The organism is Mesorhizobium sp. P2_C4 (assembly GCF_056404575.1).
The window spans coordinates 205,512-218,953 of record NZ_JBFUDT010000007.1 but is presented as its reverse complement, the minus strand read 5'-3'; the positions used below and the strand labels follow the sequence as shown (position 1 = coordinate 218,953).

The following is a 13,442-nucleotide window of genomic DNA, read 5'->3' as shown; positions in this document are numbered from 1 at the left end:
CTAGAGATAGAGCCTTCCATCTTTCGGATGTAGATGGCATATCTGCAACCTATCCTTCCATTTTTCGGGAGAACTATGGATCGTCTCGAGGCCATGTCGCTTTTCGTCGCCGCGGTGGAGGCCGGCAGCCTGTCCGCCGCCGGGCGCCGTTTCGGCGTTCCGCTGGCGACGGTCAGCCGCAAGGTCTCCGACCTCGAGCGGCATCTGAAGACACGCCTGCTGAACCGCTCGACGCGGCAGCTGACGCTGACCGACGCCGGTCACGCCTATCTTGTCGCCTGCCGTCGTATTCTGGCTGAGGTCGGCGAGGCCGAGCGCAGTGCCGCCGGCGAATACAGCGCCCCGACAGGCGAGCTGATCATCACCGCGCCGATCGTCTTTGGTCGCCTGCATGTGCTGCCGGTGGTCACCGAATTCCTCGCCGCCTATCCCGATGTGAATGTGCGACTGACGCTTGGCGACCGCATAAGTCAGTTGATCGAAGAGCATATCGATCTCGCCATCCGCATCGGCCCGCTTGCCGATTCCAGCATGGTCGCCATCCGTGTCGGTTCGATCCGCCATGTTGTTTGCGCAAGCCCGGCCTATCTGGCCGAGCACGGCACGCCGAAGAGCCCGAACGAGCTTGCGGCACACAGCTGCATCACCTTCGAAGGGCTTGCCTCACTCGCCACATGGACCTTCCTCGCCGACAAGGCGGAACTGATGGTTCCAATCCGCTCCCGGCTTCAGGTCAACACCGCGGAAGCGGCGATCGACGCCGCGATTGCCGGCGTTGGCGTGACACGGGTGCTTTCCTACCAGATATCGGCCGCGGTGCGGTCGGGCGCGCTCCATCCCGTGCTGGAGGCGTTCGAGCCCGAGCCGTGGCCGGCGAGCCTGGTGCATGCCGGCCAGGGCCTGCTGCCGGTGAAGCTGCGCGCCTTCCTCGATTTCGCCGCACCGCGCCTGAAGCAACGGCTGGCACAGGCGGCGTGGCGGAGCTGACGGCGCTTCATCGCAGGACGAAATTGACCCCGGCAATTGCCCTGTTTCCTTTTTGCCCGCGCTTGGTGTAACCAACGCACACCTCCTCACCGGGCCTTTCCCGCATGCTCTATATCCGCTCGCTGGCGTTCAACCTCGTCTTCTACGTCAACCTGATCGTCCAGATGATCCTCTGGACGCCGTATTACTTCCTGTCGCCGCGCCACCGTGCATGGTTCGTGCCGAAATTCTGGTCGGGCACCTGCCTGTGGCTCTACGACAAGATCGCCGGCACGAGGAGCGAGATCACCGGCCTGGAGAACCTGCCAGAGGGTTCCTTCATCCTGGCCCCGAAGCACCAGTCGTTCTGGGATGCGATCGCCTTCTTTCCTTTCCTTCAGGACCCGCTCTACATCCTGAAGCGGGAACTGACCTGGATCCCGTTCTTCGGCTGGTACATCATGAAGATGCGCATGATCCCGGTCGATCGCGGCAGCCGCTCCAAGGCGCTGAAGGCGGTGCTCACCGCGACCAAAGAGGAGTTGGCGCGCAATCCGCGCCAGCTGATCATCTATCCCGAGGGCACGCGCCGGGCGCCGGGCGACGAACCGGCCTACAAATACGGCATCGTCGAAATCTATGCGCAGCTTGGCGTTCCGGTGGTGCCGGTTGCCCATGTCGCCGGCCTCTATTGGCCGCGCCGGAAGTTCCTGCGCTTTCCCGGCACGGTCAAGGCGCGCTTCCTGCCGCCGATCCCGCCTGGCTTGGCCAAGGACGAGTTCATGCAACGGCTGATCGGTGACACCGAAGCCGCCTGCGACCAGATGCTCATCGAGGCGTCGCAGGCACCGAACGCGCCGCCTATGCCGCCAACGGCGGTGAAGCGGTTGGCAGAACTTGGCGCGGCCGCCAAAGCGAAAGCCTGAACCGCGCGCTCATGGCCACGCCGCCAGCGCGGTGGTCAAAACCAGCGTCGCCGCAAACACCAGATTGATGATGCGCGAGGCCAGCGGTTGACGCAGGAAGCGCGCAAACGCCGCCCCGGCCAGAAGCCACAGGACATGAATGGCGACGATCATTAAGGCGAGCATCGCCAGCCTGGCGGAAGTACCGAGATCGCCGCCATTCGCGCCCGAAGACGTGCCGAGTACGGCGGCGATCGCCACATAGGCTTTGGGGTTGGCGACGGCGAGAAGAAACCCACCGAGGAAAGTCGGGAGCTTGCCCCCGCCGGCGCGCTCCGCCAGCGGCGGCGCCGTCGCTATCTTGAACGCGAGATAGAGGATGTAGGCAGCCGAAGCGACAGCCAGCAGCGGTGCCAGCCTGGGCAGCGAGGCGAGAACGGCCATGACGCCCGCCGCCACGACCAGCAGCACGGCGATCGTGCCGACAATGATCCCCGAGGTGTAGCGGAGCGAATCGCGCAGGCCGAAAGCCGCGCCGATGGCGGTGACGCTGATCGTCGCCGGCCCGGGACTGCCCATGACGACGGCAGCCGCAAGCACCAGGGCCAGCAATTGCTGCGACGTCTGGGAAAGAACCTGTCCGGCCATCTTCTTTGTCCGCAACCAACCTGGATGCGGACGACGGTAGGGCCAGGCGGCGCCAGACGTCTTGAACGATTGTGCAGTCCGGCTACGCGCTGGCCTTATCCAGAGCGGCCATGTCCTCCGCACCGAGCTTCAATGACGCGGCCCGGACGAGGCTGTCGACCTGGTCGAGCGTCGTGGCGCTGGCGATCGGCGCGGTGATTCCGGGCCGCGCCATCACCCAGGCCAGCGCCACTTCCGCCTGGCTGGCCGAAAGCCGCGCCGAGACGGCGTCGAGCGCGGCGAGGATGCGCATGCCGCGGGCATTGAGATAGTCCTTTACGCCGCCACCACGCGCACTTTTGCCGAGATCGGCTTCGCTGCGGTACTTGCCGCTCAAAAACCCCTTGGCGAGACCGTAATAGCTGATGACGCCAATGTCCTCCGCGAGGCAGATATCGCGCAGCGGACCTTCGAAGGATGAGCGGTCGTAAAGATTGTAGGCAGGCTGCAGCACGGCGTAGCGCGGCAGGCTGCGCAGACTTGCGACATCCAGCGCGGCACGCAACTGGCCGGCGTCGAGGTTAGAGGCGCCGACGTGGCGGACCTTGCCCTTGGCGAGCAGCTTTTCATAGGCGCCGAGCGTTTCCTCGTAAGGCGTGGTCGGGTCCGGCCAATGCGACAGATAGAGGTCGACGACATCGGTCTGCAGCCGCTTCAGCGACGCATCGATGGCCGTTTCGATGTGGGCAGCGGAGAGGTCCTTCTTGCCTTGGCCCATATCCGAGCCGACCTTGGTGATGACGACGACCTTGTCGCGGTTGCCGCGGCTTTTCATCCACTTGCCGATGATGGTTTCGGACTCGCCGCCCTTGTGGCCGGAAACCCAGCGCGAATAGGCGTCCGCCGTGTCGATGGCGTTGAGGCCGGCATCGAAAAACCGGTCGAGCAGGTCGAGAGAGGTTTTCTCGTCGGCGGTCCAGCCGAAGACGTTGCCGCCCAGAACCAGCGGCGCGATGGAAAGGTCGGTTTGACCGAGACGGCGTTTCTGCAAGACGGATCTCCGTGGTACGGGGATGGATCGGGGCAAAGCCCGGACGGCCTTACCTAGGCCTTGCAGCGGCGAGGTCAAAGGCCTGCTCGCCTTTTCCAACGGGCCAGCGCTTCACAAAGGCGCGACCCCTGGCATATCGCCCCGTCTTGTGCGCTCGCCACAGCTTACTGGCTTTGGCGCCGATATTCGCCAGGCGGCAGCCCAACGACGCGGTTGAAAAGCCGGCTGAAAGAGGCCGTATCCTGGTAGCCGACCTGGTAGCATATTTCGGAAATGCCGAGCTTGCTGCCCTCAAGAAGCGTCTTCGCGGCCTCGAGGCGTTGCTCCTGAATCCATCGGCCGGGAGTGGTCTGCAACTCATCGGCAAACCGGCGCGCCAGCGTTCGCGGCGACAGGCCGAGCTGCGCCCCGAGCAAGGCAAGGTCGAGCGTCCGCAGCTGTTTTCTGGACAGCGCTTCAACCTTGTCGCGGAACGGCTCGCGCAAGGGCAGCAAATCGGTCAGCGGAAACTCGTAGGGCGTCTGCACTTGGCGTGATGGCGGCAGCACCATCAGTTTGCGAACCAGCCGTTCCTCGCTGGCGAAGCCAAGATCCTTCAGCAGCGCCTTGCCGAGCTCGAGACCTGAAAACCCGCCGCCGCAGGTGTAGATCCGCCCATTCCCGATCAGGACACGTGAGGCGTCCCAGCGCACCTTCGGAAAGCGGCGCTGGGCATCGGCCTTCAGCCACCAGGAGATCGTCGCGCGCTTTCGGTCGAGAAGGCCGGCATCGGCCAGGAAATAGCTGGCGCCGCAATGCGCGGCGATGATGGCGCCGTCGCGCCGTGCCCTGGCGATAAGCGGCGCGGCATGGCGGCTCTCTTCCTCCAGTGCGGCAACAAGATCCGGCACCTGCATGCCAGGCATGGCAAGCAGGATCAGCAAGTCCATGCGCTGTGAAGGTTCGCGTTTCGTATGAAAGGAAATTCCCGGCGTCGTCGTGGCATCCGCCTGCCGCGCCACGAACTCGAAGGAAATCGTCGGCGCGCCACGAATGGTGTTCACCAGGTCGAACATTTCGACGAGCGTCGCGGCGACCGCCGAATAGAAGGTCGACGGCAGCCAGACTACGGCGTGAACGGGGCGGTTGTCCAAGATGCATCCTGCGAGCAGACAGTATGGCAAGTCTAGCACATAGATTGTCAAATCTGCCAATTCTGGTTTTTGCGGCCCGACCATAGGTTTCGGGATCGGCGTGCGGTCGGGTCATCCGCTGCTCGCCCATTGGAGATCGACATGAAAGCAATTGTATTCGACGAGATCGGCTCGCCGCGCGACGTGCTCTATTTGGACGAAATTGCCATTCCTCAAGTTGGCGAAGGCGAAGTGCTGGTCAGGATGGTCTCGGCCTCGGTCAACCCGGGTGACTTTCTGTTCATCCAGAACCTCTATCCCGAACCGAAGAAGCCGCATTTTCCCCGGCAGATCGCCGGAAACCATGGCGCCGGCATCATCGAGGCGGCAGGGGCAGGCGTCGCCCTGGAACCCGGCACGCTGGTCGCGTTCAGCTACTACAACAGCTGGGCCGAATACGCGGTCATCCCCGCCGAATGGTTGATCCCGCTGCCCGCCGGCTACCCCAAGGAACGCGCCGGGCAATTGATGAACCCGATCACGGCCTGGGACCTGTTGGCGGATTCCCGGGTGCAGTCCGGCCAGTGGCTGGCCGTCACCGCCGGCTACTCGTCGATTTCGACGATGGTGACGCAATTCGCTCGGCGGCGCGGCATCAACGTCATCGCGATGGTGCGGCGCAAGCGTCAGAGCCTGGATCTGACGGCGCTTGGCGCCGCCGCCATCCTCGACCTCTCGGACGTGCGGGCCGGCATCAGGGAAGCGGTTATGGACATAACCGGCGGCGCCGGGCTGAATGGCATAATCGACAATGTCGGCGGGCCGGCCAGCGGCGAATTGATCCGCAGCCTCGCTCTTGGCGGACAGATGGTCATCAATGGCGGGATGAGCGCCGAGCGCTTCGAACTGCACAATTTCGACGTGCTGCTGAGCGGCGCAGCGATCAGGGCAAACGTCTATCGCTATTTCTTTTCGCCACCCGTCGACGCCGACCGGCCGATGTTGCGCGAGATTGTCGACATCTTCAGCCAGCCCGGCTTCCATGTCCCTGTCGGCGGCATCCATCCGCTGAGCAAGTTCACGCTTGCTGTGACAAACAGCCTGGATCGTGCCGATCTGGGAAAGCAGATGTTCAGCATGTAGCCGGACGAAGGTCACGGCCCGATCCGTTTGGCCACCTCTTCCAGCCAATGGTCGCGAATGCCCAGCGCCTCGAGGTGTTCGAGCGTGCTCAGCACATAATCCTCGTTGTTACCGGACTGGCCGGCGGCGCCGCGAACGACGCTCGCCGCATGCGGCGCGTCGAGCCCGCCGGCATATTGCTCATGCTGGCGATCGACGATGTAGGCGACTGCCTCGACCGTGCCGCCGCCGTCGAGGCGAACCTTGAGCGTGCGTTCGAGATACACGCGGGTGACCAGTTCGCGCTCGCGCAAATAGGCGATGACCTCGTCGCGCAAATCACCGGGCACGCGAAAGGCCAGCCCGATGCAGGATCCGCCATGGTCGAGGCCGAGCACCAGCCCCGGCCGCTCGCGCGTACCGCGATGCACGAAGGAATAGACGCAGAGCGAGCGGCGGTAGCCGTACAGGCGCGCGCGCCGTGTCTCGACATGCGCGAACCCCGGTCGCCAGATCAGCGACCCGTAGCCAAACACCCAAAAATCGCCCATATCGCCGCGCCTGATTGCAAAAGAATGCCAACACCGCAGGGAACCGGTTTTTTTCGCCCGTTCCCGTCTACTTATTCGTCTCTGTGTATCTATTGGTGTCGGAATCGAAGATCCGTCCACAATACCCATGCGTTAATGAGAGCCAAAGCATGACGTCAAGTGACGAACGCCAACCAAAGTCCCGACGCGGCCTGTTCTGGCTCGTGGCGTTTGTCGTTGTGCTGTTTGCGATCTATAGCGGCGGCTGGTTCTATCTGGCTGACCAGGTCAGAGCCGGGACCGACAAGGCCGTTGCCGCACTCAACAAGAATGGCGTCGAGGCTGATTGCGCCAACCTCCAGGTCAGTGGCTACCCGTTGAGCTTTGTCATTTCCTGCGACAACCTTGCCTACGAGGATGATGCCAGGAACATCGCGGCGTCGGCCGGCAGTTTCAATGCTATTGCCCAGATCGTCCAGCCGTTGTCACCGGTTGCCAATCTGCGCGGTCCGCTCAGAACCTCCGTACCGGGCATGATGCCGTTGTGGATCGACTGGGACAACCTGCAGGCCAACGCCAAATTATGGTATCCGCTGCCGCAGCGCGTATCGTTGCAGGCCGAGGGCCTGTCCGGCCAGACCGACCCGGCCGACGATACCGACCCGGTTTCGTTGTTCAGCGCCGGGACCGCGGCGGGAGAGCTGCAGCCCGATGGCCAGGACATTGGTTATGTTGGAAGGTTCACCGACCTTGAGATCGATGCCGACGCGATCGGCGGGCGCGTGCTGCCGCCGCTCGACGGCAGCGGCGACGCGACGCTGAAGAACGGCGTGGCGCTGATCAAGACCCAGGCAAAGAGCCTGCGCGGCCAGGCGGTCGACATCCGCAAGCTCGATCTGTCGTCGGGAACCGCGCGCGTCACGGTTTCGGGCCCGGTGTCGGTCGATGCCGACGGCCTTGTCAACGCCGACCTGACGATCAGGCTGAAGGACCCGAAAGCCGTGGCGGCAATCCTCGCCACCGCCATTCCCGAGCAGAAGAGCCAGATCGAACAGGGTTTTGCCGCACTCGCTGTGCTCGGCAACGAACCGTCGATGCCGCTGAAGGTCATCAAGGGCAAGGCTTCGTTCGGCTTTATCCCGCTGGGCAAGATCAAGCCGGTCGATTAGAGCATATCTCAGAAGCAGGAACCGGCTTTGGGGGAAGATCATGCTCAAGCAAGCCAACGCATGAACCAGCCGGTGAGACTACTCAGCGTTGGCGCGCTGACACTCGACACCATCCTTCGCGTGGACATGCTGCCTTTGCATCAGGGCAAGTTCATCGCCTCCGACGGCGTCCAGATTGCTGCCGGCATGGCGACAAGTGCGGCCTGCGCCGCACGCCGTCTCGGCGCCGAAGTGCTTCTGTGGGCAAGTGCGGGTGACGATGCCGTTGGCGACCAGCTAGTGGGCGGCATCGAGGCCGAGGGCGTCGATTGCAGCTTTGTCCGCCGCGTTCAAGGCGCGCGCTCGGCGTTGGCCTCGATCCTGGTCGACGCCCATGGCGAGCGCATCATCGTGCCCTTCTACGACCCCAAGGCGCAAGCCGATCCCGAGACGCTGCCCCTCGCCGATCTTTCCAGCTTTGACGCCGTGCTGGTCGATGTGCGTTGGCCGGGTGCGGCAGCCCTTGCCCTGACGGCCGCACGCCGCGCCGGTCGTCCGGCGATCCTGGATGCCGATACGGCGCCGCTCGACGTGCTGGAGCGCCTGTTGCCGCTGGCATCGCACATCGTCGCTTCCGAGCGGCAGTCCGCATCATATGCGGCCAAGCGCTGGACCTGCAGTCCGCTTGCACCGACCTCGCCTCCCGCACCGACGCATTCGTTGCCGTCACCGGCGGCGCGGCTGGCACCTGGTGGTTCGATCGGGGATCATCCCGCCATGTGGCGGCGCCAAAAATCAAGGCGGTCGACACGCTGGCCGCCGGCGACGTGTTTCACGGCGCCTTTGCTGTCGCGTTGGCGGAAGCCATGCCGGTCGAGCAGGCTTTGCGCTTTGCCAGCGCCGCCGCGGCGCTCAAATGCCTGCGCTTCGGCGGCAGGCTCGGCGCACCCGACAGGGCCGAGACGCTGGCGATGGTCGCAGCGACCTGGCCGACTTCCCAACAAGGCTAAGGGAACTGAGATTCAGGTCAGGCCGAGCCGAAAATGGTGGATTCCGAGAACCGGAGCGGAGCGTACTTTTCGTACGTGAGCACCGGAAGCGCAGGTATCAGCCATTTGCAGGCCGGCCTCACCTGAATATCAGCTCCCTTTAGGATGTTCTACCGCCTGGCGGCCAAAGTCCGGTGCGTCGATGTCCTGGCCGGCCTCGATGATCGAGCGGCGCACGGCACGGGTGCGGGTGAACAGGTCGAACAGCTTGTCGCCGTCGCCCCAGCGGATCGCCCGCTGCAGCGAGGCGAGGTCTTCCGAGAACCGTGCCAGCATTTCGAGGATGGCATCCTTGTTGTGCAGGCAGACATCGCGCCACATGGTCGGGTCGGAGGCGGCGAGACGGGTAAAATCGCGAAAGCCCGAGGCCGAATATTTGATGACTTCGGACTTGGTCACCGACTGCAAATCATCGGCCGTGCCGACGATGTTGTAGGCGATAATGTGCGGCAGATGCGAGACGATGGCCAGCGTCATGTCGTGATGCTGCGGGTCCATCGTGTCGATGTTGGAGCCGCAGCGCCGCCAGAATTCCGAAAGCTTTTCCAACGCCGCCGGATCGGTGTCGGGGAGCGGCGTGAAAATGCACCAGCGGTTCTCGAACAGATCGGCGAAGCCCGCATCCGGTCCCGACTTTTCGGTACCCGCCAGCGGATGGCCGGGAATGAAATGCACGCCGGCAGGCACGTGCGGCTGCATCTGCGCGATCACCGATGCCTTGGTCGAGCCAACATCGGTGAGGATGGCGCCCGGCTTCAGCGCCGGTGCGATTTCGGCGGCTACCTTGCCTGACGAGCCGACCGGCACCGAAACGATGACCAGATCGGCATCGCGGACCGCTTCCTTCGCATCCGTGCTGTAGGAATCGCCAAGACCAAGCTCTTGCGCCCGCGCCAGCGTCGCGGCGCTGCGGGTCGAGATAGAGACGTGACGGGCAAGGCCTTCGCGGCGGATGACGCGGGCCAGCGACGAGCCGATCAGGCCGATGCCGACCAGCGCGATCTTTTCGAACATCGGTGCTGTCATTTTTCTAACTTTTCAGAAACGTCGAAAGGGCGGCAATGACGCCGCGATTGGCCTCTTCGGTGCCGATGGACATGCGCAGCGCGTTGGGAAAGCCGTAGCCGGAAACGCGGCGCAGAATATAGCCGCGTGCGGTCAGATAGTCGTCCGCCATTGCTGCCGAATGCGCCTTGTCCTCGGGAAAGTGGATGAGGACGAAATTGCCGACGCTCGGCGTCACCCGCAGCCCAAGCCTGGTCAATTCCTCGCTCAGCCAGGCCAGCCAGGTTTCATTGTGCGCCACGCTGCGCTGAACGTGGTCGCGGTCACGGATCGCGGCAATGCCGGCCTCGATCGCCGTGGCGTTGACGTTGAAGGGGCCGCGTATGCGGTTGATCGCGTCGACGATGTGCATCGGCGCGTACATCCAGCCGATCCTGGCACCGCCAAGACCGATCTTGGAGAAGGTGCGGGTCATCACAACGTTCTCGGCGCTGCCGACCAGTTCGATGCCGGCTTCGTAGTCATTGCGGCGGACATATTCCGCGTAAGCCGCGTCCAGCACCAGAAGCACATGCCTGGGCAGGCCGGCATGCAGGCGGCGCACCTCCTGGAACGGCACATAGGTGCCGGTCGGGTTGTTGGGATTGGCGAGGAAAACGATCTTTGTGCGCGGCGTCACCGCCGCCAGGATCGCGTCGATGTCGGCGCGGTCGTCGGTCTCCTTGACCACAACCGGGACGGCGCCGGCCGACTGGATGTAGATCTTGTAGACCATGAAGGCGTGTTCGGTGATCACCGCTTCATCGCCGGGTGCCAGATAGGTCTGCGCCAGCAGGCCCAGGATCTCGTCGGAACCGTTGGAGCAGATGATGTTTGCTGGATTGAGGCCATGCACTTCGGCGATCGCCTCGCGCAGCCGCCTGGCGGTGCCGTCGGGATAGATGTCGAGCTTTCCGGCGATTTCCCGCGCCGCCTCGATCGCCTTCGGCGATGGCCCGAGCGGGTTCTCGTTCGACGACAGCTTGTGGACCTTGGCGACACCGGCCGGCGCCGTGCTCTTGCCCGGCACATAGGCTTCGATGTCCATTATGCCCGCGCGGGGTGTTGGCCGTAGCTGATCCGGTCTCTGGTTCATCTTCGCAAAATCCGTCGAGAATGCTTCCGCTGGCGAGAACACTTCCGCCGGAAAGCCGCAGCGGAAATACAAGCCGTGGCCCGGAATGTCGAGAGGTGGCAGTGGCGCGCACGGCTGGCCGTTGACGGCGGGCCGCGCGAGTTCTAGAAGAACGCAACAGTTCCGTGGTGATTTGGCCGGTCGGCTTGCAGCCACGTTAAACAACTTGCTAAAGGGCCGTTTGCATCCTGTAACCGGCTTTGCGACGGCAATGCCGGTTTTTTGTTGTCCGCGGCCGGCCGGACGACCGATGTATGAGAGATGTGATGGCCGCTCTGCGCGCAGGAAAAACCAATAACGAGGCCGACGCACCGTCGAGCCCGGTGTTGCGTTTCGGCGCCGACAAGCCGCTCAAGCTCGACGCCGGCACGCTTTTGTCGCCGTTCCAGATCGCCTACCAGACCTACGGCACACTCAATGATGCCCGCTCCAACGCGATCTTGGTCTGCCACGCGCTGACCGGCGACCAGCATGTCGCCAGCACCAACCCGGTGACCGGCAAGCCCGGCTGGTGGGAAGTGCTGATCGGCCCGGGCAAGATCATCGACACCAACCGCTTTTTCGTCATCTGCTCCAACGTCATCGGCGGCTGCCTCGGTTCCACCGGCCCCGCCTCGACCAATCCCGCCACAGGCAAGCCCTACGGGCTCGACCTGCCGATCATCACCATCCGCGACATGGTGCGCGCGCAACTGATGCTGGTCGACCATTTCGGCATCGAAAAGCTGTTTTCCGTCCTTGGCGGCTCGATGGGCGGCATGCAGGTGCTGGAATGGGCATCGAGCTATCCGGAGCGGGTCTTCTCGGCGCTGCCGATCGCCACCGGCGCCCGTCATTCCTCGCAGAACATCGCCTTCCACGAGGTTGGCCGGCAAGCGGTGATGGCCGACCCCGACTGGCATGGCGGCAAATATCTCGACTTTGGCGCGCGCCCCGAAAAAGGGCTGGCGGTGGCGCGCATGGCCGCCCACATCACCTATCTGTCGGAAGCGGCACTTCATAGGAAGTTCGGCCGCAATCTGCAGGACCGCGAGGCGCTGACCTTCGGTTTCGACGCCGACTTCCAGATCGAGAGCTATCTGCGCCATCAGGGCCAGACCTTTGTCGACCGCTTCGACGCCAATTCCTATCTCTACATGACCCGGTCCATGGACTATTTCGACCTCGCCGCCGACCATGGCGGGCGGCTGGCCGATGCCTTTGCCGGCACCAAAACCCGCTTCTGCCTGGTGTCCTTCACCAGCGACTGGCTGTTCCCGACCGAGGAGAGCCGCTCGATCGTGCACGCGCTGAACGCGGCCGGCGCATCGGTATCCTTCGTCGAGATCGACACCGACCGCGGCCACGACGCCTTCCTGCTCGACGAGCCGGAGCTGTTCGCCGCCATCAACGGCTTCATCGGCTCGGCCGCGCGGGCCAGGGGGCTCAGCGCATGACCCCGAAAAGTTGCAGACTTTTCGGACAGGGATCATGCGTCAGGCAAGAGGCGAAGCCATGAGCGTCAACCACGCCCAGCGCGTCGACCTCGAAGTCGTCGCCGATCTCATCCCGCCGCTGTCACGGGTGCTCGACGTCGGCTCCGGCGACGGCCTGCTGCTGGAATTGCTGCAGGAGACCAAGCAGGTCGACGGTCGCGGCCTGGAGCTGTCGCAGCGTGGCGTCAATGAATGCGTGGCGCGCGGCCTCTCGGTCATCCAGGGCGATGCCGACAAGGACCTCGAATTCTATCCCGACAAGGGCTTTGATTTCGTCGTCCTGTCGCAGACCTTGCAGGCGACCCGCAACCCGAAACTGGTGCTCGACGAACTGCTGAGGATCGGCAACCGCGCCATCGTCTCCTTCCCCAATTTCGGCCATTGGCGGGTGCGGCTGTCGCTGTTCCTCAATGGCCGCATGCCGGTGACCAAGGACCTGCCCTACTCCTGGTACGACACGCCCAACATCCATTTCTGCACCATCCGCGACTTCGTCAATCTGTGCGACGAACTCGGCGCGACGGTCGAAAAAGCGACCGCGCTCGATGCCAACGGCCAGAAGATCGGCCTGTCGATGCCATGGTGGTTCTGGAATTTCTTCGGCCAGCAAGCGGTGTTCCTGCTGAAGCGATAAGCTTCGCCGCCTATCCCAGAACGTCCGTAGCTTTGTGCGGATGGTCGACGCCGTCAACAAAAACCACGGCGGACTCCGAATTGCCGGTGCGCAGCGCCAGGATCTGCTGATAGGCGGGCGAGCGGTACCATCTGCGCACATGCTCCCTGTCGGGGAATTCGATGACGATCAGATGCCCGGCCCAGTCGTTTTCGATCACCTCCACATCGCCGCCATGGACCAGAAACCGGCCTCCGAAAGGTTCCAGAGTCGCATCGATCTTCTCAAGATATTCGACAATCTGCGGGCCCATCGTGGCTTGGCGCATATGGGCAACGGCGTAGGCGGTCATGGCTGAACTCCCTGCTGGATCGAAGCCGAACGGCCGGCTTCATGCAGGCAGTTTGCAGGGCGTTCGAACGCCAGTCGATTACGTCTGAAGTAATAGGATTGCCTACATCTCGTCGGCGACAGGCAATTCCATCTCGCCAAACGCCACGGTTTCGGGATTTCCTGGGCCGCAGGCGGTGTTGCAATTGAGACGCTGGCTTGCGAATTCGCCGTTGCGGACAGGCTCTGCCTCAACACTTTGTGATGACACCACCGCTTCGTTCTCGTAGCCTCGAATCGAACGCGATTCCGGGGCGGGCATGGAAGGCGAGCAT

The 13,442-nt window shown here is 63.5% G+C and carries 14 protein-coding genes, 1 pseudogene and 1 riboswitch; of the genes and pseudogenes, 7 read left to right on the top strand and 8 right to left on the bottom strand.

The window, feature by feature from the left end; all coding sequences use genetic code 11:
• Positions 1-75 precede the first annotated feature (75 nt).
• Complete coding sequence (locus tag AC1DX6_RS24650; protein WP_477318146.1) at positions 76-987, top strand: LysR family transcriptional regulator; 912 nt, start codon at positions 76-78, stop codon at positions 985-987.
• A 104-nt stretch (positions 988-1,091) separates the two neighbouring features.
• Positions 1,092-1,892 carry a lysophospholipid acyltransferase family protein gene (locus tag AC1DX6_RS24645; protein WP_477318144.1) on the top strand — a complete coding sequence of 267 codons (801 nt, stop codon included), beginning with the start codon at positions 1,092-1,094 and terminating at the stop codon, positions 1,890-1,892.
• A 9-nt stretch (positions 1,893-1,901) separates the two neighbouring features.
• On the opposite strand, the gene AC1DX6_RS24640 is transcribed toward AC1DX6_RS24645, so the two are convergent.
• The 3 genes from AC1DX6_RS24640 to AC1DX6_RS24630 form a co-directional block, all read right to left on the bottom strand.
• Positions 1,902-2,519, bottom strand: a complete 618-nt coding sequence (locus tag AC1DX6_RS24640; RefSeq protein ID WP_477318142.1) for a LysE family translocator — start codon at positions 2,517-2,519, stop codon at positions 1,902-1,904.
• 82 nt (positions 2,520-2,601) lie between these two features.
• Positions 2,602-3,549, bottom strand: a complete 948-nt coding sequence (locus tag AC1DX6_RS24635; RefSeq protein WP_477318140.1) for an aldo/keto reductase — start codon at positions 3,547-3,549, stop codon at positions 2,602-2,604.
• Positions 3,550-3,713: 164 nt separating this feature from the next.
• Positions 3,714-4,682 carry a GlxA family transcriptional regulator gene (locus AC1DX6_RS24630; protein ID WP_477318138.1) on the bottom strand — a complete coding sequence of 323 codons (969 nt, stop codon included), beginning with the start codon at positions 4,680-4,682 and terminating at the stop codon, positions 3,714-3,716.
• A 141-nt stretch (positions 4,683-4,823) separates the two neighbouring features.
• Here AC1DX6_RS24630 and AC1DX6_RS24625 point away from each other — a divergent pair, with 141 nt between their 5' ends.
• The gene (locus AC1DX6_RS24625; protein WP_477318136.1) at positions 4,824-5,804 is read left to right on the top strand and encodes a quinone oxidoreductase family protein; all 981 of its coding nucleotides are present in this window, start codon (positions 4,824-4,826) and stop codon (positions 5,802-5,804) included.
• Between the two features lie 11 nt (positions 5,805-5,815).
• Here AC1DX6_RS24625 and AC1DX6_RS24620 read toward each other — a convergent pair whose 3' ends face one another.
• Positions 5,816-6,334, bottom strand: a complete 519-nt coding sequence (locus tag AC1DX6_RS24620) for a gamma-glutamylcyclotransferase (RefSeq protein WP_477318134.1) — start codon at positions 6,332-6,334, stop codon at positions 5,816-5,818.
• 149 nt (positions 6,335-6,483) lie between these two features.
• Here AC1DX6_RS24620 and AC1DX6_RS24615 point away from each other — a divergent pair, with 149 nt between their 5' ends.
• Positions 6,484-7,482: a DUF2125 domain-containing protein gene (locus AC1DX6_RS24615; RefSeq protein WP_477318132.1), complete on the top strand. Its 999-nt coding sequence runs from the start codon at positions 6,484-6,486 to the stop codon at positions 7,480-7,482.
• A 60-nt stretch (positions 7,483-7,542) separates the two neighbouring features.
• Positions 7,543-8,471, top strand: a pseudogene (locus tag AC1DX6_RS24610) (sugar kinase).
• A gap of 129 nt (positions 8,472-8,600) precedes the next feature.
• Here AC1DX6_RS24610 and AC1DX6_RS24605 read toward each other — a convergent pair.
• Together AC1DX6_RS24605 and hisC are read right to left on the bottom strand one after the other, a co-directional pair.
• On the bottom strand, positions 8,601-9,536 hold the full coding sequence (locus tag AC1DX6_RS24605) for a prephenate/arogenate dehydrogenase family protein (RefSeq protein ID WP_477318130.1): 936 nt from the start codon (positions 9,534-9,536) through the stop codon (positions 8,601-8,603).
• A gap of 4 nt (positions 9,537-9,540) precedes the next feature.
• Positions 9,541-10,650 (bottom strand): histidinol-phosphate transaminase, encoded by a 1,110-nt coding sequence (gene hisC, locus AC1DX6_RS24600; protein ID WP_477318128.1) that lies wholly within the window; start codon positions 10,648-10,650, stop codon positions 9,541-9,543.
• Between the two features lie 154 nt (positions 10,651-10,804).
• Positions 10,805-10,882, top strand: a riboswitch (SAM riboswitch).
• Between the two features lie 73 nt (positions 10,883-10,955).
• On the opposite strand from hisC, the gene metX reads away from it, so the two are divergent.
• Together metX and metW are read left to right on the top strand one after the other, a co-directional pair.
• On the top strand, positions 10,956-12,125 hold the full coding sequence (gene metX / locus AC1DX6_RS24595) for a homoserine O-acetyltransferase MetX (protein WP_477318126.1): 1,170 nt from the start codon (positions 10,956-10,958) through the stop codon (positions 12,123-12,125).
• Positions 12,126-12,183: 58 nt separating this feature from the next.
• Positions 12,184-12,798, top strand: coding sequence for a methionine biosynthesis protein MetW (gene metW, locus AC1DX6_RS24590; protein ID WP_477318307.1), 615 nt, complete (start codon positions 12,184-12,186; stop codon positions 12,796-12,798).
• Positions 12,799-12,808: 10 nt separating this feature from the next.
• Here metW and AC1DX6_RS24585 read toward each other — a convergent pair whose 3' ends face one another.
• Both AC1DX6_RS24585 and AC1DX6_RS24580 read right to left on the bottom strand, forming a co-directional pair.
• The gene (locus AC1DX6_RS24585; RefSeq protein WP_477318124.1) at positions 12,809-13,129 is read right to left on the bottom strand and encodes a DUF1330 domain-containing protein; all 321 of its coding nucleotides are present in this window, start codon (positions 13,127-13,129) and stop codon (positions 12,809-12,811) included.
• A 102-nt stretch (positions 13,130-13,231) separates the two neighbouring features.
• Complete coding sequence (locus tag AC1DX6_RS24580) at positions 13,232-13,429, bottom strand: hypothetical protein (protein WP_477318122.1); 198 nt, start codon at positions 13,427-13,429, stop codon at positions 13,232-13,234.
• Positions 13,430-13,442: the final 13 nt, after the last annotated feature.

Excerpts from the sequence above, each read along its gene's own strand:
- AC1DX6_RS24650 (WP_477318146.1), top strand. The coding sequence starts at position 76 with ATGGATCGTCTCGAGGCCATGTCGCTTTTCGTCGCCGCGGTGGAGGCC.
- AC1DX6_RS24645 (WP_477318144.1), top strand. The coding sequence starts at position 1,092 with ATGCTCTATATCCGCTCGCTGGCGTTCAACCTCGTCTTCTACGTCAAC.
- AC1DX6_RS24640 (WP_477318142.1), bottom strand. The coding sequence starts at position 2,519 with ATGGCCGGACAGGTTCTTTCCCAGACGTCGCAGCAATTGCTGGCCCTG.
- AC1DX6_RS24625 (WP_477318136.1), top strand. The coding sequence starts at position 4,824 with ATGAAAGCAATTGTATTCGACGAGATCGGCTCGCCGCGCGACGTGCTC.
- AC1DX6_RS24620 (WP_477318134.1), bottom strand. The coding sequence starts at position 6,334 with ATGGGCGATTTTTGGGTGTTTGGCTACGGGTCGCTGATCTGGCGACCG.
- AC1DX6_RS24615 (WP_477318132.1), top strand. The coding sequence starts at position 6,484 with ATGACGTCAAGTGACGAACGCCAACCAAAGTCCCGACGCGGCCTGTTC.
- AC1DX6_RS24605 (WP_477318130.1), bottom strand. The coding sequence starts at position 9,536 with ATGACAGCACCGATGTTCGAAAAGATCGCGCTGGTCGGCATCGGCCTG.
- hisC (WP_477318128.1), bottom strand. The coding sequence starts at position 10,650 with ATGAACCAGAGACCGGATCAGCTACGGCCAACACCCCGCGCGGGCATA.
- metX (WP_477318126.1), top strand. The coding sequence starts at position 10,956 with ATGGCCGCTCTGCGCGCAGGAAAAACCAATAACGAGGCCGACGCACCG.
- metW (WP_477318307.1), top strand. The coding sequence starts at position 12,184 with ATGAGCGTCAACCACGCCCAGCGCGTCGACCTCGAAGTCGTCGCCGAT.
- AC1DX6_RS24585 (WP_477318124.1), bottom strand. The coding sequence starts at position 13,129 with ATGACCGCCTACGCCGTTGCCCATATGCGCCAAGCCACGATGGGCCCG.
- AC1DX6_RS24580 (WP_477318122.1), bottom strand. The coding sequence starts at position 13,429 with ATGCCCGCCCCGGAATCGCGTTCGATTCGAGGCTACGAGAACGAAGCG.